This is a genomic window from Rhodococcus sp. 15-649-2-2, from assembly GCF_002258645.1.
Classification (GTDB): Bacteria; Actinomycetota; Actinomycetes; order Mycobacteriales; family Mycobacteriaceae; genus Rhodococcoides.
Window position 1 is genome coordinate 36,165 of the sequence record NZ_NPFM01000002.1, and the last position, 25,115, is coordinate 61,279.

At 61.5% G+C, this 25,115-nt stretch carries 22 protein-coding genes and 1 pseudogene; 15 read left to right on the top strand and 8 right to left on the bottom strand.

Annotated features, from left to right (window positions below; translation table 11 throughout):
• Positions 1 to 14 precede the first annotated feature (14 nt).
• The 4 genes and pseudogenes from CH305_RS00955 to CH305_RS00970 form a co-directional block, all read right to left on the bottom strand.
• Positions 15 to 1,270 (bottom strand): IS3 family transposase gene (locus CH305_RS00955; protein ID WP_094702135.1). Its coding sequence is split into 2 segments (ribosomal slippage): positions 15 to 997 and positions 997 to 1,270, totalling 1,257 coding nucleotides; the frame shifts between segments, so codons are not numbered across the junction.
• Positions 1,271 to 1,322: 52 nt separating this feature from the next.
• A pseudogene (locus tag CH305_RS00960) lies at positions 1,323 to 2,195 on the bottom strand (transglycosylase domain-containing protein); the annotation flags it as partial.
• A 604-nt stretch (positions 2,196 to 2,799) separates the two neighbouring features.
• Positions 2,800 to 3,825: a zinc-dependent alcohol dehydrogenase family protein gene (locus tag CH305_RS00965; RefSeq protein ID WP_094670545.1), complete on the bottom strand. Its 1,026-nt coding sequence runs from the start codon at positions 3,823 to 3,825 to the stop codon at positions 2,800 to 2,802.
• Between the two features lie 213 nt (positions 3,826 to 4,038).
• The gene (locus CH305_RS00970) at positions 4,039 to 4,242 is read right to left on the bottom strand and encodes a hypothetical protein (RefSeq protein WP_037189118.1); all 204 of its coding nucleotides are present in this window, start codon (positions 4,240 to 4,242) and stop codon (positions 4,039 to 4,041) included.
• 590 nt (positions 4,243 to 4,832) lie between these two features.
• Here CH305_RS00970 and CH305_RS00975 point away from each other — a divergent pair.
• The 3 genes from CH305_RS00975 (at position 4,833) to CH305_RS00985 (ending at position 7,921) form a co-directional block, all read left to right on the top strand.
• On the top strand, positions 4,833 to 5,918 hold the full coding sequence (locus CH305_RS00975; RefSeq protein ID WP_094702137.1) for a sorbosone dehydrogenase family protein: 1,086 nt from the start codon (positions 4,833 to 4,835) through the stop codon (positions 5,916 to 5,918).
• Between the two features lie 85 nt (positions 5,919 to 6,003).
• Positions 6,004 to 6,129 carry a hypothetical protein gene (locus CH305_RS29315; RefSeq protein ID WP_256983432.1) on the top strand — a complete coding sequence of 42 codons (126 nt, stop codon included), beginning with the start codon at positions 6,004 to 6,006 and terminating at the stop codon, positions 6,127 to 6,129.
• 556 nt (positions 6,130 to 6,685) lie between these two features.
• Entirely contained in the window at positions 6,686 to 7,921 is a 1,236-nt protein-coding gene (locus CH305_RS00985) for an MFS transporter (protein WP_230596199.1), read from the top strand.
• 592 nt (positions 7,922 to 8,513) lie between these two features.
• Here the strand turns inward: CH305_RS00985 and CH305_RS00990 are convergent.
• Positions 8,514 to 9,491 carry a serine hydrolase gene (locus tag CH305_RS00990; protein WP_143545222.1) on the bottom strand — a complete coding sequence of 326 codons (978 nt, stop codon included), beginning with the start codon at positions 9,489 to 9,491 and terminating at the stop codon, positions 8,514 to 8,516.
• A gap of 225 nt (positions 9,492 to 9,716) precedes the next feature.
• On the opposite strand from CH305_RS00990, the gene CH305_RS00995 reads away from it, so the two are divergent.
• Both CH305_RS00995 and CH305_RS01000 read left to right on the top strand, forming a co-directional pair.
• Entirely contained in the window at positions 9,717 to 10,379 is a 663-nt protein-coding gene (locus tag CH305_RS00995; RefSeq protein WP_094702141.1) for an SDR family NAD(P)-dependent oxidoreductase, read from the top strand.
• A 98-nt stretch (positions 10,380 to 10,477) separates the two neighbouring features.
• Positions 10,478 to 11,524: an NAD(P)-dependent alcohol dehydrogenase gene (locus CH305_RS01000; RefSeq protein WP_094702143.1), complete on the top strand. Its 1,047-nt coding sequence runs from the start codon at positions 10,478 to 10,480 to the stop codon at positions 11,522 to 11,524.
• A 126-nt stretch (positions 11,525 to 11,650) separates the two neighbouring features.
• Here CH305_RS01000 and CH305_RS01005 read toward each other — a convergent pair whose 3' ends face one another.
• On the bottom strand, positions 11,651 to 13,141 hold the full coding sequence (locus CH305_RS01005; protein ID WP_094702145.1) for an NAD-dependent succinate-semialdehyde dehydrogenase: 1,491 nt from the start codon (positions 13,139 to 13,141) through the stop codon (positions 11,651 to 11,653).
• An 82-nt stretch (positions 13,142 to 13,223) separates the two neighbouring features.
• Positions 13,224 to 14,063 carry a hypothetical protein gene (locus CH305_RS01010; RefSeq protein WP_037189180.1) on the bottom strand — a complete coding sequence of 280 codons (840 nt, stop codon included), beginning with the start codon at positions 14,061 to 14,063 and terminating at the stop codon, positions 13,224 to 13,226.
• A 147-nt stretch (positions 14,064 to 14,210) separates the two neighbouring features.
• Here CH305_RS01010 and CH305_RS01015 point away from each other — a divergent pair, with 147 nt between their 5' ends.
• The 8 genes from CH305_RS01015 (at position 14,211) to CH305_RS01050 (ending at position 22,071) form a co-directional block, all read left to right on the top strand.
• Positions 14,211 to 15,032, top strand: coding sequence for an SDR family NAD(P)-dependent oxidoreductase (locus CH305_RS01015; protein ID WP_037189114.1), 822 nt, complete (start codon positions 14,211 to 14,213; stop codon positions 15,030 to 15,032).
• A 39-nt stretch (positions 15,033 to 15,071) separates the two neighbouring features.
• Positions 15,072 to 16,526 carry an aldehyde dehydrogenase family protein gene (locus CH305_RS01020; protein WP_094702147.1) on the top strand — a complete coding sequence of 485 codons (1,455 nt, stop codon included), beginning with the start codon at positions 15,072 to 15,074 and terminating at the stop codon, positions 16,524 to 16,526.
• Positions 16,527 to 16,556: 30 nt separating this feature from the next.
• Positions 16,557 to 17,348 (top strand): HpcH/HpaI aldolase/citrate lyase family protein, encoded by a 792-nt coding sequence (locus CH305_RS01025; protein WP_094639658.1) that lies wholly within the window; start codon positions 16,557 to 16,559, stop codon positions 17,346 to 17,348.
• Positions 17,349 to 17,371: 23 nt separating this feature from the next.
• Entirely contained in the window at positions 17,372 to 18,361 is a 990-nt protein-coding gene (locus CH305_RS01030; RefSeq protein ID WP_179278140.1) for a ketopantoate reductase family protein, read from the top strand.
• Positions 18,362 to 18,406: 45 nt separating this feature from the next.
• Positions 18,407 to 18,829, top strand: coding sequence for a nuclear transport factor 2 family protein (locus CH305_RS01035; protein ID WP_094657877.1), 423 nt, complete (start codon positions 18,407 to 18,409; stop codon positions 18,827 to 18,829).
• Positions 18,830 to 19,023: 194 nt separating this feature from the next.
• A complete protein-coding gene (locus CH305_RS28860; RefSeq protein WP_141216753.1) occupies positions 19,024 to 19,356 on the top strand; it encodes a cupin domain-containing protein in 333 nt (110 codons plus the stop codon).
• Positions 19,357 to 19,812: 456 nt separating this feature from the next.
• Positions 19,813 to 21,249, top strand: coding sequence for a sugar porter family MFS transporter (locus CH305_RS01045; RefSeq protein WP_230596198.1), 1,437 nt, complete (start codon positions 19,813 to 19,815; stop codon positions 21,247 to 21,249).
• A 54-nt stretch (positions 21,250 to 21,303) separates the two neighbouring features.
• Positions 21,304 to 22,071, top strand: a complete 768-nt coding sequence (locus CH305_RS01050; RefSeq protein WP_094702151.1) for a glucose 1-dehydrogenase — start codon at positions 21,304 to 21,306, stop codon at positions 22,069 to 22,071.
• Positions 22,072 to 22,160: 89 nt separating this feature from the next.
• Here CH305_RS01050 and CH305_RS01055 read toward each other — a convergent pair whose 3' ends face one another.
• The gene (locus CH305_RS01055; RefSeq protein WP_179275752.1) at positions 22,161 to 23,012 is read right to left on the bottom strand and encodes an IclR family transcriptional regulator; all 852 of its coding nucleotides are present in this window, start codon (positions 23,010 to 23,012) and stop codon (positions 22,161 to 22,163) included.
• Positions 23,013 to 23,220: 208 nt separating this feature from the next.
• Here CH305_RS01055 and CH305_RS01060 point away from each other — a divergent pair, with 208 nt between their 5' ends.
• Both CH305_RS01060 and CH305_RS01065 read left to right on the top strand, forming a co-directional pair.
• Positions 23,221 to 23,679 (top strand): MarR family winged helix-turn-helix transcriptional regulator, encoded by a 459-nt coding sequence (locus CH305_RS01060; RefSeq protein WP_094657879.1) that lies wholly within the window; start codon positions 23,221 to 23,223, stop codon positions 23,677 to 23,679.
• Positions 23,676 to 25,070 (top strand): MFS transporter, encoded by a 1,395-nt coding sequence (locus CH305_RS01065; protein ID WP_094657880.1) that lies wholly within the window; start codon positions 23,676 to 23,678, stop codon positions 25,068 to 25,070. Before CH305_RS01060 ends, CH305_RS01065 begins: the two co-directional genes overlap by 4 nt.
• Positions 25,071 to 25,115: the final 45 nt, after the last annotated feature.

Here is a 25,115-nt window from a genome sequence, read left to right on the forward strand (position 1 = left end):
GTTTCTTGCCGCTCCTACGCTTGCAACATCTCCGGGTGGAGTGCCGATTCTTGACTGTAGTAGACCTCCTCGAATTCGTCCGGTGTGAGGTAGTCGAGGGTGCTGTGGAGTCGGCGTTGGTTGAACCAGTCGACCCATCCCATCGTGGCGAACTCGACATCGTCGATGGTCTTCATCGGCCCGGTCAGGAATGGGCTTCTCTTCGATACCGCCTCGGTCTTGAATAACCCAATTGTGCTCTCCGCCAACGCATTGTCGTAGGCGTCTCCGACGCTTCCGATCGATGCTGCGATCCCCTCGAGCACAAGCGTTTCCGCGAACGCAATCGACGTGTATTGACTGCCGGCGTCGCTGTGATGAATGAGGCCGGGTCCGACGCGGTGTCCACCGTGATCTCGTCGCCACAGGGCCATCTTCAGTGCCGTGGTGACCATCGCTGTGTCTTTGACCGTCGAGGCGTGCCAACCGACGATCGCTCGGGAGAAGCAGTCGATGACGAACGCGACATAGACGAACCCCGCCCACGTTCTGGTGTACGTGAAGTCGGTGACCCACTTCCGATTCGGGGCCTCGGATGTGAAGTCACGGTCGAGCAGGTCAGGGGCCCGTGTGGAGTTCTTGCCGCCCTGGATCGTGGTGCGGTGCCGTTTGCCTCGGACGACGCCGGACATACCCTCGTCGCACATGAGGCGGTCGATTGTGCAGGCAGCTGCGTTGTGGCCCTTTCTGCGCAGGTGGCGGTACATCTTGCGGCGGCCGTAGAGCTCTTCCGGTTCGCCGACCGTGTCGCGGAGCGCGGCGGTGAGGTAGGCGTCGGAGATCGTGCGGGCGGACGGTGGTGCGGTCTTCCAGTTGCGGTACGTGCGTGGGGCGACCTGTACGCCGTGCTCGGTGAGCACGTGGCAGATCGACTCGACCCTGTAGTTCTGTGCACGCATCTGATCGATGAACTGGACTATCTGTGGCGGCGAGGGTCGAGCTCCCTCGCGAAGAAAATGGATGCCGACTTCAGAATCTCGTTGGCTTCCTTGAGATCTCGGTTCTCACGTTCGAGTTCCTTGATGCGCTTTTGCTCCTCGGTCGTGGCTCCGGGAGCTTGGTTGGCATCGATCTGAGCCTGGCGTGTCCAGAGGCGCAGTGACTCCGCGCCGACGCCCAGTTTCGGTCCGATCGCCTTGCAGGCGCCGTAGACGGAGTTGTACTCGTGGAGGTGGTCGAGGACCATCTTCACCGCACGCTCACGTTGCTCGGGCGGGTAACGCTTCGACATGTGCTTCATCCTTCACAAAGAACGAAGCGGCATCAAACCCGGGACGGTTCAAACCTCGGTCACCCGCAGCTATGCATCCGCGTTCGAGTGTCCGAGGCTCAGGGAGTACTCCGAGTGGCTCGAGCTGCGCTGCCCGGAATTCATTCATGCGGTCGGGGATTGTTTCGATCATCGTGTCGAGAACCACATTTCGACGCGCAATGACTCCGGCCTCGTTCGTATACGGATTGAGTGCCGAGCTGGATTGCACCATTCCCGCAAGCATGGCCGACTGCGTGATATCGAGTGCGCTCGCCTCGACACCGAAATAGGTCCGTGCAGCGTCCTGAATGCCGAACGAAGAATTGCCGAACGGAACCAAGTTCAGATAGCGAGTCAGAATCTCGTCCTTACTCAGCCGTCGGTCCAGATCCAGCGCAGTCCGAATCTCTCTGATCTTGCGGGACGGCGTCGTCTCGATTGCCGCGCGTCGTTCGGCGTCGGTTCGGGCGAGCACATGAAGCTGATAGTTCTTGACGTATTGCTGAACGAGCGTCGACGCACCCTGCTGCACTTCGCCACTGGTCGTGTTCGTCACCGCCGCGCGAAGCGTGCCCTGCCAGTCGACACCCTGGTGCTCGCCAAACCTGCGATCCTCCACCGACACGATGGCGAGCTTCATCTCGTTGGAGATCTGGTTACTTGTCACCTCGAACCGACGCTGATCGTACAACCACGCGATGGGGTTGCCATCTGCATCGGTCATCGTCGACACTGCCGGCACCGATCCGTTCACGACCATCTCGGCAGTCGTATCAGACGAGTCGAGTGCGCGCGAGGACACGTATCCAGCACCGCCCACAAGCGGAAACATCAGTCCTGCCACAGCCAGCCCAGCGACGACACAGCAGCCGCCGAGCTTCACCAAGGTCTTTCGTCTGCTCATGTCGTTCTTCGTTCCTGTCAATCAAATGCACGAAGGTTGTTCGAGGGCGCTCTTGCCTCGAGTGGACCGGATGTCATTGTCAAAAAGCGTGTGACACGCAGTTGTTGCCGCACAGTGGTTGTGCGGGCATGTCGATCGGGTTCTAGGTTGGAACGAAGCCGGACGAAGCGACGTCTGGCCGAGAGGTTCCGGGGCGCACCGAGTCACCGGACGAACTCGACACCAAGTGTGACAGCTATCAGAGTGACACCGGCGGCGCAAGAAAGCGGAACGGAGTTTGGATTTGAGCGGACAGCGCTTCATAAATCTGAATTTTGGAACGCTACGCGGGCCGTCTGCGTTGCCGGAGGGCGTCCCCCTTATTGACCATGTAAAGCCCGTGCGTCCATGGCGGTCGGAATAACATTGCGAAGCGACTGTCTTTGCCGATAGTCCGGGTCGAAACCAACTGATTAAAGAGAAATCGGACCGGGGGCTTGCACGTCGATTGTGGCAGACGGAAGGGAATGCTTCCCGGAAGAACTTCACTGTACCCTCGTCGATGCGACAGCCGTGCCAGAAGTTCAACACAACTCCACTTTCGGATGGATATCAGCCTCCCCGTCTATAGGGTGAGCAAAACTTTCGTAGCGCGACGCTCATCCATGGCCCGGTATCCCTCAGCCGCCTGCTCCAGGGTAAGCGTCAAATCGAAAACTTTGCCCGGGTTGATCTTTCGACTCCAAATCAAGTCGATCAACTCGGGAAGGAACCGTCGAACAGGTGCCGGCCCACCATGAAGATGGACACTCGACAAGAACAGACCGAGCCCTTCGAGTGTGACTCCATGCGAAACACCGACATAGCCGACGAACCCGCCCGGCCGTGTGGCGTCGATCGCCTGCCACATGGACTCCTGTGTGCCGACTGCTTCGACAGTTCCATGCGCACCGTAACCGCCGGTAAGTTCTTTTACTTTGGCCGCGCCGTCTTTTCCGCGTTCTTCGATAATATCGGTTGCACCGAACTCTACGGCCAGTCTCTGGCGATCTGCGTGACGACTGAATGCGATGATTCGCTCGGACCCTAGTTGCTTGGCTGCCAAAATCGCGGACAGACCGACTGCGCCGTCGCCGACAACAGCTACGGTCTTCCCCGGGCCAGCTTCCGCCGCCACAGCCGCGTACCACCCCGTGCCCAAAACGTCCGAAGCAGCCAATAGGGACGGTACGAGGTCCGCGTCCGGATGAGACGGAGTCGCGACAAGGGTTCCGTCAGCCAACGGAATGCGTGCGTACTCCGCCTGCGTGCCGATCGCACCCATCATGACGTTGTGCACACAGCGTGACTGATAGCCGGCCTGACATATCTCGCAGGTGTTGTCCGAGGCGACGAAGGATCCGACGACGTAGTCGCCGACCTTCACATGTTCGACGGATGCGCCGATCTCCTCGACAACACCGACGTATTCGTGGCCCATCGGTTGAGGAGTCACGTACAACGGCTCCGAGCCACGGTAGGGCCAAAGATCCGAACCACAGATGCAAGTAGCTGTGACACGGATAACCGCGTCGGTGGGCTCGACAATCGTCGGCTTCTCGCGGTCTTCGACGCGAACATCGCCGGCTGCGTACATTGTCACACTACGCATGATGATTACTCCTCAGTTCGTTTGTAGCTGGTCACGGCGAGGCCCTGCTAAGAGAGCTGAGTCTGAGCCGTGTTCTTCGTCTGATCAAACCCGGTCGCGAAGGAATGCGGGAGGCCCTGGCAGGGCACCTCTTGGGCAACCGGCTCTTCGTGTGTCCGACCACAATGGCGGGGTGTCGCCTTTGTGGTCAAAGTCGTGTGGAACGAGCAACGTTCACTCGACTTCCATCTCGAATTGGTCACGGAAAGCGAACTGCTGATTCTCGACGCGATCGCCGGTCCCATCGTGAATGGTGGACAACCAGGTCGTCGACGACACGTTGGACGACGCAGGGTCCGGTTGCTCGGCAATGCCACTGTTGCCGGCAATCGGATGGTCGCGAAGCCTGCGCCCGCAATCTGCCTGATGTTGCGACATCCGACAGATCGAGAAGCAAAGCACGATAGGTTGAACGAAATTCTGAGAAAAGCTTCACGTCCTCGTTCGACCGCACACTTTGTGGCAAGAAGGCGCGGCAGGGAGGATGACTTTCCGGTTGCAGCGGCAGAGTCACGCAACAAGATGATCAGCTGTCCTACGCCCGCGGGTGGAATCCCCCCCCCCGATATGGGTGTACCAGCAGGGCATCCTAATTGCCCCAATTGTCACTTACTGTCGAGCCATGCCTCACGAGATCTGCTCACGGGCCGTAGACGATGCAGGCAAGAACGGGTTCGGTACGAGACCAGTGGGCGACAGAAGCCGGACCTGGTTCTGGCACCGCCCGACAGTTCGGTCGACAGCGGCTTTCGTTCGCAGTGCTCGCCTCCAACGCGATCTACCCACAGGAGCAACACAATGGTGCAAGGCGAATTATTCAGCGCAACAGTTGGTTCGAATCTTGATACGTCTCCCAGAGCAATGCACGAGGGTGCCGGACACTCCATTTCGGCTCCCCTGACCGACCCACTCCGAACTGTGCAACAAACAACGCCGACGTCTGGCTCGACCGCAACCACAAGCATCCGATGAGAACCACGTACCGCGCCGCAGCCTGCGTCGCCGCGTCCATCATCACCGTCACACTTTCGTCATGTGCATCGTCGTCCGACGACGAGTCGACACCTCAGGGGCCCGCGGGGCCCGTCGAGTTACACCTGCCGTCGACCTCCAGTGCCTCAGTCGTGACCGATGGCTTGGATGCACCCTGGGCGATAGCATTTTTCGAGAGCAGCATGCTGATCAGCGAGCGCGACACCGGACAGATCATCGAGCTCGGCGCAGACGGCAACCGCAGCACTGCGGGAACAGTTGATGTGGCCCCTGCGGGCGAAGCCGGGCTCTTGGGGCTCGCAGTCCGCGAACGTGACCTTTACACATATTCGACGGCCGCAGATGGAAATCGCATCGACCGATTTGACGTCCTCGGCGCACCCGGCTCCCTCGCCCTGGGTGAACGAACCACTGTGCTCGACGGCATCCCGGCCGCTAGCTATCACGACGGCGGCCGGTTGGCTTTCGGGCCGGACGGGATGTTGTATGCCACAACCGGGGACGCCGGACAACGTGACCGGGCCCAAGATCTCTCGTCGCTTGCCGGCAAGATCCTGAGAATCACCCCCGAAGGGGCTGTACCACCGGACAATCCCTACCCGGACTCATTCGTGTACAGCTACGGTCACCGCAACCCTCAAGGCATCGCATGGGACGCAAATGGCGTGCTGTACGCAAGCGAGTTCGGTGCCAACACGTGGGACGAACTGAACCGCATCGAGCCCGGAAGCAACTACGGCTGGCCACAGATCGAAGGCATCGGGGATACCAAGGGCTTCGTCGATCCGATCCACCAATGGGCCACGAGTGAGGCCAGTCCGAGTGGCATCGCTATCGATGGTTCCACCCTGTTCATGGCGAATCTCAGGGGCGAACGCATGATCGAGGTGGATCTCGACGACCCCGCCTCGGTAGTCGATCGACTCGTTGGAACATACGGGCGGCTGCGAGACGTCACCGTCGCCCCGGACGGCTCACTGTTGATACTGACCAACAACACCGATGGGCGCGGTAACCCAAACGCCGGCGACGACAGGCTTCTCCGCTTCAGCATCCGATGACGTGAAATGCGCGCCGATGCCGCAGCTTCGCAGCGGTTGGGAAGAGGAAGTGCGTCGGTCCGCAAACGTCGACAAAGGACAAAACATGGACAACGAAACCCGGCGCGGTCAAATACCCGGACCCGACCCTCAGATGCCCACCGTTGTGCTCTTTGTCGTGCTGATAGTTCTGCTGGGGGTGCTGACTTACCTGGACGCGTGCGGTAGTTGAAATGACCGTGTAGCTCGATAGTTCGGATGACGGCGACCGTTGGAATGTGGTGTAGTGCCAACCACTCCCGTCCCGGCCGCTATCAGTCGCGGCTCACCTAAGTTGTTCCCGAATGCAATCGATGTCACTGAATCCTGACATCGAGATCTGTGTCACTTAAGCTTCATTCGAGCGAGCAGCCGCACAACGATTTTGGCAGACCCTACCTCCCGCCAATGAGCGATAGATCGTCGAGAATACCACCCTCGTTCGGTCAAAACCCTTTAGTGCGAATAGCTTTGGCACGCCCACGATCGCGAACGCATGAGGCGTACTCGAATTTCGGGCATTTCTGCCACAACCGTGCCATACTCCATTTCCCGATCGATCCTGATGGGGTTCCCTGTCCGTGCCTTCCACGGATGCTTCGTAGCAAATAGTGTCGAAGACGGACCAGGTCAAGGCATTCCTGTCCTAGGGGGCAAGTCGGTATCGCCACCCCAGGACCCGACGCAGATCTCGCCCGCGCCTGGTCCGAACTCGACACCTATACGACCCCATCCGAGAGAATTCAGCTGTGTCTATTTCCACCAATAAACGAAAGTCCTTGCCGTTCCTCGTCTACGTCCTCGCAATGGGTACGTTCCTCATGGGCACGTCGGAATTCGTCGTTGCCGGACTCCTGCCCGATATCGCCTCCGACCTCGCAATCGGCATCTCCGAAGCCGGACTGCTGGTCACTGCGTTCGCGATTGGCATGATCGCCACCCCGTTGATCGCGGTGGCGGTACTCAAGATGCCCGAACGGACGACTCTTCTGCTCGCGCTCGCCGTCTACTCCGCCGGACACATCGTGGTTGCACTCACAGACGACCTCTCCATCGTCCTCGTGGCCCGCTTCGTGACCGCGCTCGCAACGGGCGCATTCTGGTCGATCGCTGCATCTGTCGCGTCCCGCGTTGCGGGTCCGGACGCCAGTGCGCGCGCCATCGGCCTGGTCCTCAGTGGCGGCATTCTCGCGACGGTGATCGGCGTGCCCCTTGGCTCTGTCGCCGGCCAGCTGGTGGGTTGGCGCGGTCCGTTCTGGATCCTCGCGGTACTTGCCGTCCTCGCATCAGTGCCGATTGCCCGCTTCGTTCCCGGTGGTCGTTCGTCGTCGACGGTCATCCCTCTGCGGTCACAACTCGCATCGATCGCCACCGCGCGACTCTGGGTGGTCATGACAGCATGCGTGCTGATCTCGACTGCCGTCATGTCCACCTACTCGTTCATCGCGCCCCTACTCACAGAACGCTCCGGCCTGTCCGCCGGACTTCTTCCCGTGGGTCTCGCCGTCTTCGGCGTGGGTGCCGTCACCGGCACGCTCTACAGCGGTCGGTTCGCAGACCGCGCGCCCTATGCAACCGCGCTGACCGGTGGCGTCATAGTCGTGATCGCACTCGGGTTGCTGAGCGTCTTCTCGTCGTTCGCTGCGCCATCGATCGCCCTTCTCGCACTAGCCGGGATGGCCGGTCTGGGCACGAACCCCGTGCTCATGTCGATGGCGGTCCGATTCGCAGAGGGCGCGCCGACTCTGGCCACCTCACTGTGCACATCGATGTTCAACCTCGGAACCGCGGTCGGCACATGGGTAACCGCACAGGCGATCAGCGGATACGGACCCGCCGCGATTCCTGTCGTAGGTGCACTGTTCGCGGTGCTACTCCTCGCTCCGCTGGCGACACTCGTGATCATGGACCGGGCACGTCGGGGTATCCATGGTGCGTCTGCATCGAAGCAGTCGGTGACCCGTGACGAGGTGTCGGTGTGCTGACCGATCCCGTCGTCAACGCATCGCGGTGCCACGGTCGTTTGGAACGGTGAGCACACCGTCGACGATCCCAATTGTTCAGCGACGTCGGGCGTGGTGTCGAACCACACCCGACGTCGTGTCCAGAGCGCTCGAGAGCGTTGCATGCCCGCCGCCCACGGCCGAGGCGCGACCATTGCACTGTTCACTTCACCCCGATCTTCAGCGCGCCTATCGGCAGCGAAATGCGACATCGGCAGGAGCCGACGTACCCCTCGATTCCAATCCACGGTTCACCGATGGTCGCCGACACAGAAGCACCGAAAGACGTGCAGGCCCGTCGCTTGCGCAGGCTCACCGACGAGAAGACGTAGGTCGGTGTACCTACCCGGGCGGATCGGCTCGGATCACCAAAGGAATGGACCCGGCGTTCGAGTTGCTGGTCCTCGAATCGTGGGGCCAATGTTTGAACTCGCCCGATGTCCGGGACTGCCGGTCCTCTTGCCCTCGCTGCGGAGAAGTCCTGAACGCAGTGATCGTCCGCTCCCAAAGCCGAGAACTACTCGAAAACGACGAGACCACGCGGAGTTGAACTCAGGGTGTGACCTTGGGGGTTTCAGCGCAGATCGATTCGGCCCGAGGGAAACAGCGCGGACGCCGTCGCGGTCATGGTCCGGCGAGCATGGTCCGCACCGACCGAACCTCCGCCGAACGTGTTCGCGGACTCACGAGAGGCGATTGCGACGACGTAGCGATGGTCTGGACCGACGAACCCGGTCGACAGATGGATCCAGTCACTGCCCAAGCAGCACATCCACCCCTGCTTGACCCCGAGCTCGCTCTCATCTGGCAACGCGTCGGGAAGTCCGAAACGCTGGTAGTAGCCGTCCGCGCCCAAACGCGTGAAGTTTTCCAAGTTCGAGAGAATCGCAACCGACCGGGAAGGCGAAAGACCACCAGCATCGTCGATCAGTGCGGAGTAGAAGGTCACCACATCGTTCATCGTGGTTCGAGTCCGCCACCATTCGTCGCCCGGCCGCACCGATGTGAAGGGCAACCCATAACGAGCAGCCACGCGCTCGACGATGTCGTTGCGCCCGAACCGGTTCCAGAGTTGCTCGGCCGCGGAGTCGTCCGAGGAGCGCAACATGGCGTCGATTTGCGCCATGTCACTTCCACTCAGATCGACCTCACCTCGATCGTCACGGAACAGCAGATCGTCCGCGATGAAAAGCTTCGACACCGATGCGGTTTCGATCGGCTCCTCGTTGCCGTTGGTGGCACGGCTCCCGCTGACACGGTCCATGAAAGCGATAGACACTCGCGCACCGTTCAGCGCCCCGATCTCGGTAGCCGCGCGCATCCGCACCTCGAGGCGTGCCGCGTCGAAATTTGACACTTCGGTGGCCGTCGCGGCAGGTGGTTCCACATTCTCGACAGCGCTCGGCGCAGTAACCAGATCGGTTGCAGTGCAGTGCATCGGCACCGACACAGACAATGTGAGGACGACGACTGCAGTCACAGCAGCACGGCCGACTGCAATTCGAGACCCGGCCCGAGCGATCCGCTGGCGCGGCACCTCAGCGCTCTGCACGAGAAGTCCTCATGGAAGGCGTTTGTCGTAGGGGCACGGGGTCGAGTAAACAGCGGGAACGGTGACGGCGGGAGTCCCTGCTGTGGGGTGTACTGACAGGGAACCACTCAGTGGACGAAAGACCAGGTCACCACCGGCATCGAACTTGCCACTCGGCCGTCGACACGACAGTGTGGGAAGGACAGGAATCGGTACTCACAACCCCAACACGAGGAGTTAAGACAAATGACCACGATCGCAATCATCGGTGCGGGTGAGGGTCTCGGCTCCGCTGTGGCTCGCCGCTTCGGACGCGAAGGACTCGCAGTAGCGCTGATTTCAAGGAACCAGGACAACGTCGACCGCATCGCGGCACGACTTGTCGACGAAGGGATCACCGCCCGGGGCTTCGCCGCCGATGTACGGGATGCCAAATCGCTTACTGCAGCACTAGGTTCAGCAGTCGAGCATTTGGGCCCGATCGAGGTACTGCAATACAGCCCCGTGCCGGCCAAGGAGTTCATGAAGCCAGTCTTGGAGACCAGCGCCGAGGATCTGGCCGGTCCGGTGGAGTTCTCGATCTACGGTCCTGTCACGGCCGTGACACACGTGCTGCCCGGAATGCGCACGCTCGGGCGCGGCACGGTGCTGTTCGTGAACGGGTCGAGCGCTGTTCGCCCCGGAGCCTCCGTCGCGGGCACCTCGATCGCGTTCGCCGGGGAAAGCGCCTACGCGCAACTGTTGCACGATGCCCTCGCACCCGAGGGTCTGCACGTCGGCCAGCTGATCATCCCGCGGGGAATTGGTGCAGGTGAGCCCTCGCATGAGCCGGATGCCCTCGCACAGTCTCTGTGGGAGATCCATACCGAGCGTAGGGAATTCCGGATCTTCGTCGCTCCTCTCGACTGAGCCCAGAGCCGGCGGTCGAGCGTCGACGAAGGGCACCTTGCCGGTACACCCTTTCTCAGAGACTCCCTCGATCGCCGTCCACGGTGTTCGCTGATCACATGACTACTTCAGTGAAGGCCTACGCCGCCACCGCAGCCGACCAGCCGCTGTCCCCCATCACGATCGAGCGCCGCGAGATCGGACCACACGACGTCCGTATCGACATCGAGTTCGCCGGCATCTGTCACTCCGATATTCACACCGCGCGCGGCGAGTGGGGCCCGGTGCCGTACCCGCTGGTCGTCGGTCACGAGATCGCAGGAACAGTGGCCGAGGTTGGATCCGAGGTCACCATGCACGCCGTCGGCGATCGCGTCGGAGTAGGTTGCATGGTCAACTCGTGTGGTGAATGCGCCCAATGCGTCAAAGGGTTTGAACAGTACTGTCTCGTCGGCAACATCCAGACCTACGGAGGCACCGACCGCGACGGAACGACCACCCAGGGCGGTTACTCCCAGCAGGTCGTCGTCACCGAGCACTTCGTCGTCAAGATCCCCGAGGGCATCGCACTGGACGCCGCCGCGCCGCTACTGTGCGCCGGCATCACCACCTATTCACCGCTCCGCCACTGGGGAGCAGGTCCCGGCAAGAAGGTCGCGGTGGTCGGCATGGGCGGATTGGGCCACATGGCCGTCAAGATCGCCCACGCCATGGGTGCCGAGGTGACGGTTCTGTCGCAGTCGCTGAAGAAGCAGGAGGACGGACTTCGACTGGGAGCCGACCACTACTACGCAACCAGCGACCCGGACACATTCGACAAGCTCGCGTCCACATTCGATCTGATCATCAACACCGTCAGCGCCTCGATCGATCTGAACGCACACCTGTCTCTGCTCGCCGTCGACGGCGCGATGGTCAATGTGGGCGCTCCCGCAGAACCCCTTCCGCTGCAGGTCTTCTCACTCATCCCCCACCGCAGAACGTTCGCAGGATCGGCCATCGGATCGATCGCCGAAACTCAGGAAATGCTCGACTTCTGCGCCGAGCATCATCTCGGAGCCGACATCGAAGTCATCTCCGCCGACCAGATCAACGACGCGTGGGAACGAGTGCTCGCCTCCGACGTTCGCTACCGATTCGTCATCGATACCGCGACATTCGTCTGAGTCCCAATCCGACTATGTGCCGGCCGTCGGTGCAAGCCCGAAAGGTGCTTGCGCCGACGGTCGGTGCCGTCGTCTCCGTGAAGTCGGCACTGCAGGTTCTGCGTGCCGGACGGATTCCGGTGCCGTTCAGGCGCGCGGTATCGCCATGTATTTGTACTCGAGGAACTCGTCGATCCCTACCCGTCCACCCTCGCGCCCCAAACCGGAGGCCTTGACGCCGCCGAACGGCGCAGCAGGATTGGACACGATGCCCGTGTTCAGACCTACCATGCCGACCTCGAGGGCATCCCCGACCCGGAAGCTTCGATCGACATCCTGGGTGAACAGGTACGCAGCGAGACCCCACGGGGTGTCGTTGGCGAGACGCACGGCTTCGTCCTCCGAGTCGAACGGAACTATGGCAGCCACGGGCCCGAAGATTTCTTCGGACATGAGGTCCGCGTCGGCAGGCACGTCGGCGAGAACAGTCGGCAAGTAGAAGTAGCCCGGACGGTCCGGCCTCGTACCGCCACAGATCACCTCGGCTCCTCCGCGGACGGCATCGCCGACGAGATCCTCGACTTTCGCCAGGGCTTTCGCATCGATGAGAGGGCCGACTTCCGTACCCGCGTCGACGCCGTCCCCGAGCGTGAGCGCGCCCAACCGCGCTGCCAGCCGCCTGGCGAACTCATCTGCGACCGATCGTTGCACGAGAATGCGATTGGCCGCCGTGCACGCCTCGCCCATGTTCCGCATCTTGGCCGCGAACGCGCCTTCCACGGCTCGATCCAGGTTCGCATCCTCGAACACGATCAGCGGAGCGTTGCCGCCGAGCTCCATCGACGACCGCATGACGTGCTGGGACGCCTGCTCGAGAAGCCTGACACCGACCGCCGTCGAGCCTGTGAAGCTGATCTTGCGGGCAATTCCACTGGCCATCCACGGCGACACGACAGCCGAAGCATCGGTCGTGCACACGACGTTGACGACGCCCTTGGGCAGGCCGACCCGAACAAGAATGTCCACTAGTGCGAGGGACGCGAGCGGTGCAAGATTCGCGGGTTTGAACACCACGGTGCATCCTGCCGCGATGGCCGGCCCGATCTTGCGCGTAGCCATCGCAAGGGGGAAGTTCCACGGCGTGATGAGAACGCATGGTCCGACAGGTTCACGAGAGACGATGATGCGACTCTTTCCGTCACCCGTCGTTGTGACGTCGCCGCCGATGCGAACGGCTTCCTCCGAGAACCACCGGAAGAACTCGGCTGCGTAGGCGACCTCGTCTCTCGCCTGCTCGATGGGCTTGCCCATCTCGCTGGTGATGATGTGTGCGAGGTCCTCCTGCTCGAGCAGCATCAGTTCGTACGCCCGGCGCAGGAGCTCGCTCCGCTCGCGGGGAGAGGTCCTGGTCCACTCCTTCTGGACGCGGCCCGCGGCCTCGATGGCACGACGCGCGTCCCCCGGCCCTCCGTCCGCTACCGTCGCTATGACGTGCTCATTTGCCGGATTGACGACCTCGAAACGGTCACCGGATGCCGCTTCTCCCCATTCCCCACCGATGAATACACCGGTGGGGACTGCGGCGATAGCCGCCCTTGCTCGTTGGGACGAACGGGAGTCGCCGAGTTGAGTAGTCATGGTGTTCTCAGCCTACTTTCCGGTGATGGAATGTCGTCCCGTCGCCGGCCGTCCAACTCGCGAGCATGCGGCGCATGCAGGCTCAGAAGGTATGCAGTACCGCGCGGAAGAATTCTGTGGGCTCGACAGCTTCGATGGTCACGGGCCCCTCGTTGGCCAGGAACTCGTAACCTGTTTCGGCACCGTACTTTTCGCCGCCGACAAGCACGTTGCCGTCGAGCTGGAAGAGAATCTCGATCGACGAGAATTGTCCGGCCCCGTAGGTCGCCCCTGCGTCCAGGCGGACGAACCCGAGGCGGAGGTTGCGTTCGGTGAAGTTACCGAGCCACTTGTCCCACACGCCCGAGTCACCCTGCTGGATCCAGTCGTACGCCTCTGGGTTCATGGCGATTACGTCGGTGTACCGCGGAGGAGCAAACTCGAGCTTGCGGCCGGTGGCGTGTTCGAAGATCGCCTGCGAACCGTCCGAGGTCTGCTCCACGCCATTCTCATCGGTGTAGTGGTAGAGCCCCTTCTTGAAAACACCCTTTTCGTTCAGCTCGGCGTTGGTCGCCTCACGCTGCGCCACAGAGAGATAGCCGTTGCCACTGGCTCCACCTGCTTGCAGAACCAGTGTGCGCAAACCTTCTTCACGTTCCTGCGGTCCGTAATGGACACTCTCCGGGAAGTAGCCGACCCAACCCTGTTCCAGGTAGTCGGTCTCCGAGTACGGCAGCCGACCCTCGACGACGTAACGGACCTGATCGAAGTCGTGCCGGTGACGCGGGGTTCTCCACCCACCGCTACCGGTGTAGCCGGTGTTCAGGTCGTAGTTGTTGGGCGAGCCGTCCACACCGAACAGTAGATGCTTCTGTTCGAGCTTTCCCTCACGCATTGTGCCGACGGCTTCCTCACCGGTCTCCGATGCCCTACTCACTCGCATGTTCTGCTCCTTCACCACGTGGATGTTCGATCCGAACTTCGTTGACAATATCCCACAGTTCGGGATATTGTCCAATAATAGATAGATGCGGGTCACAATCCCGCAGTCACCGAGACACAACACACCGCGACTTCGACAAGGAACGACATGACGACAGCGCTCACACACGCCCCACAGGATTCGGGAGTTCCCGCTTCGGCGCGCGACTTCAGCGTGGAAGATCGGGTGGTCATCGTGACCGGTGCGGGACAAGGCATCGGACGTGAGATCGCACGACAGTTCGCTGCAGCCGGGGCTCTGGCCGTCGTTGCAGATCTCGACGAAGCCAGGGCGAAGTCTGTCGTCGGCGAGATCGAGAACGCAGGCGGCGTGGCGTTGGCCGTGCGGGTCGATGTCGCCGACGAGCAGGCCGTCGGTGCCATGGTGGATACCGTCGTCGCGAAGTGGGGCCGTGTCGACGTACTCATCAACAACGCGTCCGTGTTCGCGACCATCGAAAAGGGACCCTTCGACGAAATTCCCGTCGCACAGTGGGAACAAGTGTTGCGGGTCAATATCACCGGGACCTACCTCTGCGTCCGGGCAGTGGCGGCTCACATGCGCAAGGCGGGCTTCGGTCGCATCGTCAACATCTCCTCCGATGCGGTGACCCGCGGCACGGTGAACTACCTGCACTACGTGACCTCGAAGTCCGCACTGATCGGTATGACCAACTCGTTGGCACGCGAGCTGGGTCCCCACGGAATCACCGTCAACTGTATTCGCCCCGGGTCGGTTGCCACCGAGGTCGAGCGAGTCATCAACCCCACGGCCGAGGTGCGCCAGCGCGCCCAGTCGCTTCAGTGCATTCCACGCGGGATGGTGCCGACCGATCTCGTCGGAATCATGTTCTTCCTGGCTACACCTGCGTCGGCATTCGTGACAGGACAGACGATTGCGTGCGATGGGGGCTACACACACAGCAGCTAGGCCACCCGACGTGACATCTACCCCGAGGAAGGCTCGACCATGAAGCAGTACCCGCACCTGTACATCGACGGTCGATGGGTCGAGCCCATCGCACCCAGACAGCTCGAACTGATCGACCCCACGCGCGAGGAACCGTTCGCCACCGTCGCACTCGGTGGCGTCGCAGACGCGGACCTCGCGGTCGAGGCCGCGAGGCGCGCATTCGATACCTTCTCCGAGACCTCTGTCGAGAGTCGCATCGCGTTGATCGACCGCATAATCGAGGTGTACGAGTCGCGCCTCGACGACTTCTCGGAGCTCATCGCACGGGAGGTCGGCATTCCGGTCTCGAACCGTGCACAGGTCGCAGGACCGGCCGATCATATGAAGGTTGCCCGCAACGTCCTGCGCGACTATCCGTTCGAGTCGAGGGTCGGCACAGCGATCGTTCGTCGCGAACCGATCGGCGTGTGCGCGTTGGTCTCGCCGTGGAACTGGCCGGTTCAGACGGGAGTCATCAAAATCATCTACGCCTTGGCGGCCGGGTGTACCGTCGTCGCCAAACCGAGCGTCGAATCCGCTGCCAGCGGCGTACTTTTGGCCGAGGTGCTCCACGAAGCCGGTGTCCCCGCCGGCGTGTTCAACCTGGTGAGTGGTACCGGTCGCGAAGTAGGTGACCGGCTGTCCCATCACCCCGACGTCGACATGATCTCGTTCACCGGATCCACCGGTGCCGGCAAGCTGGTGGGAGCTGCAGCGGCGACAAGCACTGTGAAGCGGGTATGCCTCGAACTGGGCGGCAAGTCTGCGAACATCGTCCTTCCGGACGCCGACCTCGAGAAGGCCGCACGATGGAACATCCAGCGTTGCTTCGTCAACACCGGCCAGTCGTGCCACGCCCCCAGCCGAATGCTGGTGCACGAGAGCCAGATCGAGAAAGTCATCCCGTTCCTCCTCGACGAGGCGGAACGCTTCCGCATCGGTGACCCACTGGACAGTTCGACCACCATGGGACCGGTCGTCAGCGCTGCCCAGTTCGCATCCATCCAGGATCTGATCCGGACCGCCATCGACGAGGGCGCCGTGCTGGAAACGGGCGGCGTCGACCGACCGAAGGGCATCGACCGCGGCTACTTCGTGCAACCGACGGTGTTCACCGGAGTCACACCGAAGATGACGATCGCCCGCGAGGAGGTATTCGGACCCGTTCTGGTCGTGCTTCCGTACCGCGACCAGGACGAAGCAGTGAACATTGCCAACGACTCCCCCTACGGCCTCGGTGGCTACGTGTTCGGGGGCGACCTCGTGAACGCCAAGAAGGTGGCGAACCGCATTCGCGCCGGTCGCATCAGTGTCAACGGCGCAGCAACGGACTCCCACACACCGATGGGTGGCTACAAACAATCCGGAATCGGTCGCTCGATGGGCAGGCTCGGCCTCGAGGAATATTTGGAAGTCAAGTCTGTCTACGGGTTCGACGACGAGGCGAGCGACTTGCCCGCCTTGTTCGGCTGAACACACAGATCAAACAGGAGACCACATCACATGAGCGACGAAACCCCAGTTCTACTGCACAATTTCGCCAAAGAGAAGCTCTCCAGAGGCGAACCCGTCTACTCGATGACCGTACGCCTCGTCCGGACAATCGATATCGCGTCGATCGCGTACACCGCGGGTTTCGACACCGTCTACATCGACCTCGAACACAGCAGCTTCTCACTTCAGGATGCAGGCCAGATATGTATGGCGTGCAATCATCTCGGTGTCACCCCTCTGGTCCGCGTTCCCGACCTCGATCCGGCGCTCATCGCACGCGTGATGGACTCCGGCGCAATGGGAATCGTCGTTCCGGGTGTTGCGTCTGCCGACGAGGCGCGGGCCGCTGTTCGAGCCGTCAAGCACGCGCCGCTCGGTGAGCGCTCACTTGCCGGGGCAGCCCCCCAACTGCATTATCGAACATTTCCCGCTGAACAAGTCGTGCGCGAGTTGGACCAGGCGTCGATGGTCATCGTCATGATCGAATCTCAGGCGGGTCTCGACGCGGCCGAGGACATCGCGGCCGTCGAGGGAGTCGATGTGGTGCTCGTTGGCGCCAACGATCTGAGCGTCGAACTGGGTGTCGCTGGGCAGGTGGATCATCCGAAGATTCACCAGGCGTACCTGCGCGTCATCGCTGCATGCAAGGCCGGCGGAAAGACTGTGGGAATCGGTGGTATGGGCGGTCGTCCGGACCTGATTCGTCAGTACTTGGAAATGGGTGCCGGCTATGTCTCGACCGGCAACGACATTTCGTTCCTCGCCGGTGCCGCCGCACAGAAGCGTCAGCAGTTCTCCTGACGCGAGAAAGCAGCTACATGCCCATGAAAGTATGCATTTACGGAGCCGGAGCCGTCGGGGGACACCTCGCGGGCCGTCTTGCCACAGGCCAGGGCGGACCCGAGGTCTCGGTTATCGCGCGAGGCCCCCATCTCGCAGCGGTGCGCGAACACGGCCTTCGGGTGCAAACTCACGACGGTGAACTGCACTCGCATCCGTTCGCCACCGAGCGCCCGGGCGATCTCGAGCCACAGGACATCGTGTTCGTCACGGTCAAAGCCCCTACGCTTCCGTCGATCGCCGCAGACATCGCGTCGCTGCTGCACGACGACAGCCTCGTCGTGTTCGTCTCCAACGGAATTCCCTGGTGGTACTTCCACTCCCACGGTGGACCTCTGGACGGCACCGACCTACGACGACTGGATCCCGATGGCTCCCTGTTCTCGCTCATCGGTCCCGATCGCACAGTGGGTGCCGTGGCGTACACGGCGGGAACCGTCGTTGCACCAGGCGAAATCGCTGCGGTCAATCCACGCAACAGGCTGATACTCGGCAGGCCCGATGGTCGAGTCGACAGTCGCGTGAATGCCATTGCGTCGCTCTTCGACTCGAGCGGTCTCGAAGCGACCACTACATCGACGATCCGCGACGCCGTCTGGGCCAAACTGTCGATGAATCTGGTCGGTGGCGCGCTAGGCGTACTGAGTAGCTCCGTGATGAAGGATGTCCTCGACAAACCCTCTATCGCCGCGACCGCGTTGACGATGGCGACGGAAAACAGCGCCATCGCCCGAGCGCTGGGATGCGAACCGGCCGATGCGGAGGACGTTCTACGAAAGCAATCGGCGTCGACTCATCTTCAGAGCGTTGTCCAGGATCTGCAGGCCGGCCGACCCATGGAGATCGACGCCCTGTTTCGAGTCCCTCTCGAGCTGGCCGCACTGGCTCACGTACCGACACCGACGTTGTCTTTCGTGATCGAACTGGTCACTCAACGAGCTCGTGCTTCTGGCCTCTACCGCGACCCGGCTTGAACCGTTGGACGTCACCTACCACTGTCAATTACGGAGATCGCACCCATGCGCGCAACATCCGACACGATCGTTCTGCTCACCGAGTACTACACGGCCATGCAGAAAAACGATCCTCGACAATTCGCAAAGTACTACGCAGAGAACATGACTCTGACGTTCGGGAACAGCCCAGAGATTGTCGGGCGGGAGAACGTCGTCTCGGCCTTCAGCGCCGCGCTGGACAGGGTCGAATCACTCGCACACGATCTCGTCAACGCTTGGGAAGAGGACGGCGGTGTCGTCTTCTTCGAGTCTCTCGGTCGTTGGACCCTGCGCGGCGGCGAGGTCGTCGAGATCAAGGCCGCCTCGAGGATCACCATTGTCGACGGGAAGTTCGTGGACCAGAGAATCTATGTGGACAATGCACCTGTAGACGAAGCACTGCTGCGCGAGTCGGCGACATTCGACAACGCAAGGAAGGGTCACTGATGACCGGAGAGCACCGCGAGTTTCAGTCTCGCCTGATCGTCACAGGCCTTGACGACGAAGGCCTGTCAACTATCACGAGTGATGGTCCTACGACCGACCGACTGGTAGCCGACGGCTACACCCGGAACCACCTATGGCAGGGAACCGAGGTTCCGACTCCGGTCACGGCTCCGAACGGCCCTCCAAGTGCCGCCGTGATTCCGCCCCCGCCGGCCGGATACAACTACGTCATCACCGCTTTCGCCCCAGACAACGAGTGGGACTACGAAGGCGGCTACGCGCGAATCCTGGCGGAATCGGGCGCAGGAGATGCGATCGACTCGACAGATCCCCCGGGTATGCACACGACGGACACCATCGACATCGTCACCGTCATCTCGGGTGAGGCATGTGTCTTACTCGACACCGGCGAGACGATCATGCGGCCGGGCGACACCATCATTCAGCGTGGAACCAAGCACGCGTGGCGAAACCGGACCAACGAATTCTGCGTGGTCTCCGCAGTGCACATCAGCGCGACTCGCTGACTCCCGCCGACCGAAGATTCCGGTTCCCTTGCCGCATCGGCCGCTGAACCGGAATCTGTTGTCCGTCAACATTACCGAAGCAGTCGCATCCTGGGCCGATGTCCTACACCCTGGATCCTGCTCCTTCACGAGACGCACGGCGACGGCGCGCGACAGTTCTTACCGAACTGTTGACTATTTCCCATATGGCAGGATATCTTCAATTATGTGAGTGCGGTCACTTCGGGCAGCAACTGCACGATGCGGCACTCCATCGATGCGTAGACCACCAGGCAGCGCGGCCACTACCGCCCGCCCCGTGGCCCACGCCGCGCCTTCCACACCATAGAACCTGCCGCTGCCGTGCCAACCACGGATGCACCCACACTGTTGCCGAAGACCGACCGCAAGACCGGACATCGACCGAGACATGCGAACTTCCGCGGCACAGCCCGTTCATCACGAAGGAGAATTTCTGTGTCCGACAAGTTGGACTCCACGCGGGTCTCGACCGACCAAGGTAGTCGCGAAGACCCCAGAACGTTTCTGTTCCGTCTGACGCTGATCGCCAGTATCGGCGGGTTGCTCTTCGGGCTCGACACCGGCGTGATCGCGGGTGCACTCGTGTATCTGCGCGACGACTTCAATCTCACCGCCGTCAGCGAAGGGTTGGTGGTCACCTCGCTACTGTTCCCCGGCGCGACAGCAGGTGCACTCCTGGGTGGCCCGATCGCGGATCGCTTGGGACGCAGAAAGTCATTGGTCATCGCTGGCTTCATATTCATTGTCAGCACCATCGTCTGTGCTCTCGCTCCGACAGTCGCAATTCTGGTCGCAGGACGAATTGCCTTGGGTTACGCGGTCGGAGTCGCATCCGTCGTCGTGCCGCTTTATCTCGCCGAGATGGCACCGGCGTCGCAGCGGGGCCGCATCGTCACGATGAATCAGTTGATGATCACCGTCGGACTGTTCCTTGCCTTCGTACTCAACGCGCTGCTGGCAAACCTTGTCGACAGCTCGGTGGTGTGGCGCTACATGATCGGCATCGCTGCGATCCCTGCCGTCGCCTTGTTCTTCGGCATGCTCGCGTTACCCGACACCCCGCGTTGGTACGCGAGCAAGCAGAGGTGGGACGAAGCGAAAAACGTGCTCCGACGTGCCCATGTGGCGGAACGGGTCGAAGCCGAGTACGAGCAGATTTCTTCGATCGTCGAAGACGATCAGATCAAGGGAAAAGTATCCGTCCTCGCCGTGCTTCGCAACGAACCGTGGATGAAGCGCTTGATCATGGTCGGCATCATTCTGGCGGTCGCTCAGCAGACCACAGGAATCAATGTGGTCATGTATTACGCACCGACAGTCCTGGAAACGTCCGGCCTGACCAGATCCGCCGCTCTACTCGCATCCGTCACGGTAGGTATTGCGATGATCATCTTCACGATCATCGGAATGTGGATCCTCGGCCTCATGGGACGACGCAAGATGATGATGTTCGGCTTCATCGGTGTCGCGGTGTCACACTTCGGGCTCCTGGTCACGTACATGATGCCCGAGTCCACCGTCCGTTCGTACCTGATTCTGCTGTTCATGCTCTCGGTCACGGGTTTCATGGTGACATTCCTCGGAACGACGGGCTTCCTGGTGCTGTCGGAACTATTCCCCCTGCCTATCCGTGGGTTTGCTATGGGTGCCTCGCTCGGCGGGCTCTGGATTGCGAACTCACTCATTTCGTTCCTTTTCCCGATCCTCGCGGAGCGGTTCGGGTCCGTGGTGGTGTTCGGCGGATTCATGGTGCTGAACGTTCTTGCCGCACTGTTCGCGTTTCGGTTCATCCCCGAGACCAAAGGCCGAACCCTCGAAGAAGTGGAAATCGAGATGCGAGCTCGCGGCACCGCGTCGGCAGCCGGTTCGTAACCGGACGCAGAGCAGACCTCTCTCACTCACCTAGCAGAATGCGATTACCCGAAAATGACTGAACGCAGATTCGCCGGAAAAGCTGTATTCGTGACCGGAGCCGGCAGCGGAATCGGACGCGCAACCGCCTTGGCCTTCGCGAGCGAAGGTGCGGACGTGGTTCTGGCTGACATAGATGCCGTCGGAAACGACGAAAGCGCCAGGCTCGCAGCCGAACACGGCGGTCGAGCGGTAGCGATACGCTGCGACGTTTCGTCCTCCAGCGACATTCGTAACGCAATCGAGCGGACCGTCGAGGAATTCGGTCGGCTCGACATCGCGTTCAACAATGCCGGCATCGAACAGCCGGCCGCACCACTGGTCGACATCGAGGAAGACGAGTGGACACGGCTGATCGACATCGATCTGCGAAGCGCTTTCCTCTGCATGAAGTACCAGATTCCCGCGATGCTCGAAAACGGTGGCGGATCCATCGTCAACACGTCGTCGGGAGCAGGTGTCATCGGGATTCGAGGGCAGGCGGCATACGTCGCTGCGAAGCACGGATTGATCGGACTGACCAAGTCTGCCGCGCTCGACTACGCCGACCAGGGCATTCGAGTCAATGCGGTCTGTCCCGGAATCATCGAGACGCCCATGATGGACAGGTTTTCGGGCGGCACTCCGGAAGGCAGGGCTCGTGTGATCGGCCAGGAACCCGTCGGACGCATGGGAACCGCCGCCGAGATCGCGTCTGCGGTTCTGTGGCTCTCGTCAGACCTCGGAAGTTTCGCGACAGGTCATGCAATGGTGATCGACGGAGGTCAGACCGTCGGTCTCTGACCGACCTTCCGGTACCGGCAAATCGCCGTCAGACAGTGTGAGAGCACCTCGTCTGGCGGCGATTTGCCTTGTCTGCTTGGGAGATTCGATCACAAGGAACTCGAGACCGGTCCCGCCCCGTCGGCAGCGTCGGCGCGACGTTGGATGTCGGCCACTCCGTCCGAAATCTTCGACGCTGCGAGCTTCACGGCCGTCACTGCCCGCTGCACGTCGACATCGCGCCGCTCGTTCACATCCCACGCCACCCCAACACTTCCCAGTGCCGTCTTCTGTCCGGTGAGAACAGGTGCCGCGACTCCGCAGACGCCAGGGTTGAACTCCCCCACCGTGACGACGAAACCGTCTTTCTTGAATGCTCCCAAAGTCGTACGGAAAGCGCTCCACGAATCTCCCAGACCCGCCTGCTGGATCTGCTCACGTTGACGCGGGTACAACGCCTTCAGACGGTGATGTGGAAGGTACGCCAGGATTATTTTGGACACCGCTCCATGAAACAACGGACGCCGTTCGCCGCGAGAAAAACGGTTGGCCGGACTGAGCGGAGCGCGGTACTCACCGACACAGAGGACCGAGTCGCCGAATGGTCGACACAACAACGCGGAGTGACCGATGTTGTCGACAAGATCCTCCAGCACACCGCGGCTGGCCAATAGAAGTGGATCGGTCTCGCGAATCTGGCGATCCATCTCGATGATGCGGGGACCGAGAGTGTATTGCCCGTTACGCACCGCGGCGATCAACCCGGCATCGTTCAACGTCTTGATGTACCGATACCCCGTCGATCGAGACGTATCGAGGTATTCGAGGATCGCGGCGGTGGACCACATCGGCTGGGCTTCGCTGAACAGTTCCAGAATGTGGAGCATCTTCTCCAGGCTGCCGGCCGTGTCCGGGCTTTCCGCCACCTCATCGAGGTCATTCGATGCATGAGACCGTGCCATCGTTCGAGTCCGACCCATTTCTTCCGTCGTTCGCCGCGTACCACTCATCCTAGTGCTCCGGCCCACCATGATGCGTCACACCGCACTGACGCCCGACCGACCGGATATTAGCCAGTGATGCTGGCTACTTATCCGCCATCTTACATCCGAAAACGCCCTTAAGGGCGTATGTTGATAAGCATTGCTGGCTATAAATAAGGAGGGTCACGTGGACGATCGGGTCGATGGACTCCGAGAAGACATCGTGCTGTTCAACCGCGCTATTCGAGCGAACGTTGCTGGCCACCTACTGACGCCCACCCAGCTTCAGACACTTGGGAATCTCGACCGCATCGGCGCAATGAGCGCCCGTGAACTGGCAAATGTAGAGCGGGTGACACCGCAGACCGTGGCTCGGACGGTCACACTCCTGGAAGAGCGCGGACTGGTTACACGCATCCAAGACCCCGATGACGGTCGCGCGCAGATTATTTCGATCACGCAGGAGGGCAAGGCGAAGCTCGGAGCCGACCGCCGCAAGCGCGACGAGTGGCTGGCGAACGCACTCGATACGCATTGCAGTTCGGTGGAACGTGACGTGCTCTTCGCTGCCGGTGCCCTGCTGCGTCGCCTGTCGAGCGCACCCGTCGTCGACGACAGCGTCGACGATCGGGCGGTGCGCGAATGACGCGGAGTACCGAAACGGAGCCGACGCGAACATCAATTCCCTTCAGCGTCCGAGGAGCGGCTGCCACCGGAACCGTGCTTCAACCGCTCAACTCGTCCATGATCGCTGTGGCCATTGTCGGAATCGCAGCTCAGTTCGGCCCGAGCGCCAACGTCTCGTGGGTCATCTCGGCCATGTACATCACAACCGCCGTCTGCGCGCCGATGGCGGGTCGCTTGGGATCGATGCTCGGCGCGCGCCGAGTGTTTGTGGCAGGTTTGGCTTTCGTGGCACTGGGTTCCGTCTGCGGGGCCTTCGCACCGAACATCGGGACGTTGATCGCGTCGTACGTTGTTCTCGGGATCGGGATCTCGGCGCATATGCCCAACGCCATGACCATGGTGCGCGCATACGGAGAACTCCACGGGCAGCAAACGCGCACTGCGCTCACCACCATCGTGATGTGCGGCCAGTCCGTTGCTGCGCTCGGCCCGACCGTCGGCGGGCTTCTGGTCGGAACGTTCGGCTGGCAGTCGATCCTGTGGGTGAACCTTCCCGTCGTGGCCATCAGCGCGATCGCAGTGTTGTCGGTCGACGTCGGAAACGAAGGTCGGTCCACGGTGTCCGTGCGAGAAGCTCTCGGAGCCATGGACGGAATCGGTATCGCGTTCTTCGTCACCGCAGTGGCGTCCTTGATGGTGTTTCTGGTGTCGATCGGAGACACCGTCCGATGGTGGATACTCCCCGTCTCTTCGGTCGCGTTCGTGCTGTTCGTCGTGTGGGAACGTCGCACGGACCAACCGTTCTTCGACGTGCGCGCTCTTGCCCAGAACCGTGCGCTGGCTGCGACCCTGGGCGGTGCACTCATCACCTACACGTGCTTCTACTGCGTGTTCTTCGGCATTCCACAGTGGCTGCAGGCTTCTCGGGGAATGACACCCATCGAGACCGGTCTGACCATGCTGCCGGTCGCCGGCGTCACCGTCCTGTCGACGGTCATCGGAGCCCGCGTGTACGGCCGGTTCGGCGCGCGACGCACCCTTCTCGCCGGCACGGTCATGATGCTCGTCGGCGGCACCCTGATTGCCACCGTCGAGTCCAGCACCGCCCCGATCTACGTTCTGCTTCTGGTCGCTGCCGTACTCGGAATCCCCAACGGCTTCCACAACATCGGCAATCAAAGCCTCATCAATGCGACGACCTCGGTCGACGATGTCGGCACCGCTATCGGGATGTACCGGACGATCGCCTTCGTCGGAGCAAATCTTGCGGTGGTCGTCTTGCAGATCACCGCAGGTCCGGTCGTCGACGACGACGGCCTGCACCGGACGGGCATGTTCATCATGGTGTGCGCCGCAGTCGTTCTCGCGGGGTTGCTCGCTTACCGTCGAGCGGCGACGTCGCGAGGTTGAGACAAGAAAGTGGGCCCCTTCCGTTGATTGCCCAGTAAGGCAACA

Coding starts and splice junctions, on each gene's coding strand:
- CH305_RS00965 (WP_094670545.1), bottom strand. CDS start 3,825: ATGCGTAGTGTGACAATGTACGCAGCCGGCGATGTTCGCGTCGAAGAC.
- CH305_RS00970 (WP_037189118.1), bottom strand. CDS start 4,242: ATGTCGCAACATCAGGCAGATTGCGGGCGCAGGCTTCGCGACCATCCG.
- CH305_RS00975 (WP_094702137.1), top strand. CDS start 4,833: ATGAGAACCACGTACCGCGCCGCAGCCTGCGTCGCCGCGTCCATCATC.
- CH305_RS29315 (WP_256983432.1), top strand. CDS start 6,004: ATGGACAACGAAACCCGGCGCGGTCAAATACCCGGACCCGACCCTCAG.
- CH305_RS00995 (WP_094702141.1), top strand. CDS start 9,717: ATGACCACGATCGCAATCATCGGTGCGGGTGAGGGTCTCGGCTCCGCT.
- CH305_RS01000 (WP_094702143.1), top strand. CDS start 10,478: ATGACTACTTCAGTGAAGGCCTACGCCGCCACCGCAGCCGACCAGCCG.
- CH305_RS01005 (WP_094702145.1), bottom strand. CDS start 13,141: ATGACTACTCAACTCGGCGACTCCCGTTCGTCCCAACGAGCAAGGGCG.
- CH305_RS01010 (WP_037189180.1), bottom strand. CDS start 14,063: ATGCGAGTGAGTAGGGCATCGGAGACCGGTGAGGAAGCCGTCGGCACA.
- CH305_RS01015 (WP_037189114.1), top strand. CDS start 14,211: ATGACGACAGCGCTCACACACGCCCCACAGGATTCGGGAGTTCCCGCT.
- CH305_RS01020 (WP_094702147.1), top strand. CDS start 15,072: ATGAAGCAGTACCCGCACCTGTACATCGACGGTCGATGGGTCGAGCCC.
- CH305_RS01025 (WP_094639658.1), top strand. CDS start 16,557: ATGAGCGACGAAACCCCAGTTCTACTGCACAATTTCGCCAAAGAGAAG.
- CH305_RS01030 (WP_179278140.1), top strand. CDS start 17,372: ATGAAAGTATGCATTTACGGAGCCGGAGCCGTCGGGGGACACCTCGCG.
- CH305_RS01035 (WP_094657877.1), top strand. CDS start 18,407: ATGCGCGCAACATCCGACACGATCGTTCTGCTCACCGAGTACTACACG.
- CH305_RS01050 (WP_094702151.1), top strand. CDS start 21,304: ATGACTGAACGCAGATTCGCCGGAAAAGCTGTATTCGTGACCGGAGCC.
- CH305_RS01055 (WP_179275752.1), bottom strand. CDS start 23,012: ATGGCACGGTCTCATGCATCGAATGACCTCGATGAGGTGGCGGAAAGC.
- CH305_RS01065 (WP_094657880.1), top strand. CDS start 23,676: ATGACGCGGAGTACCGAAACGGAGCCGACGCGAACATCAATTCCCTTC.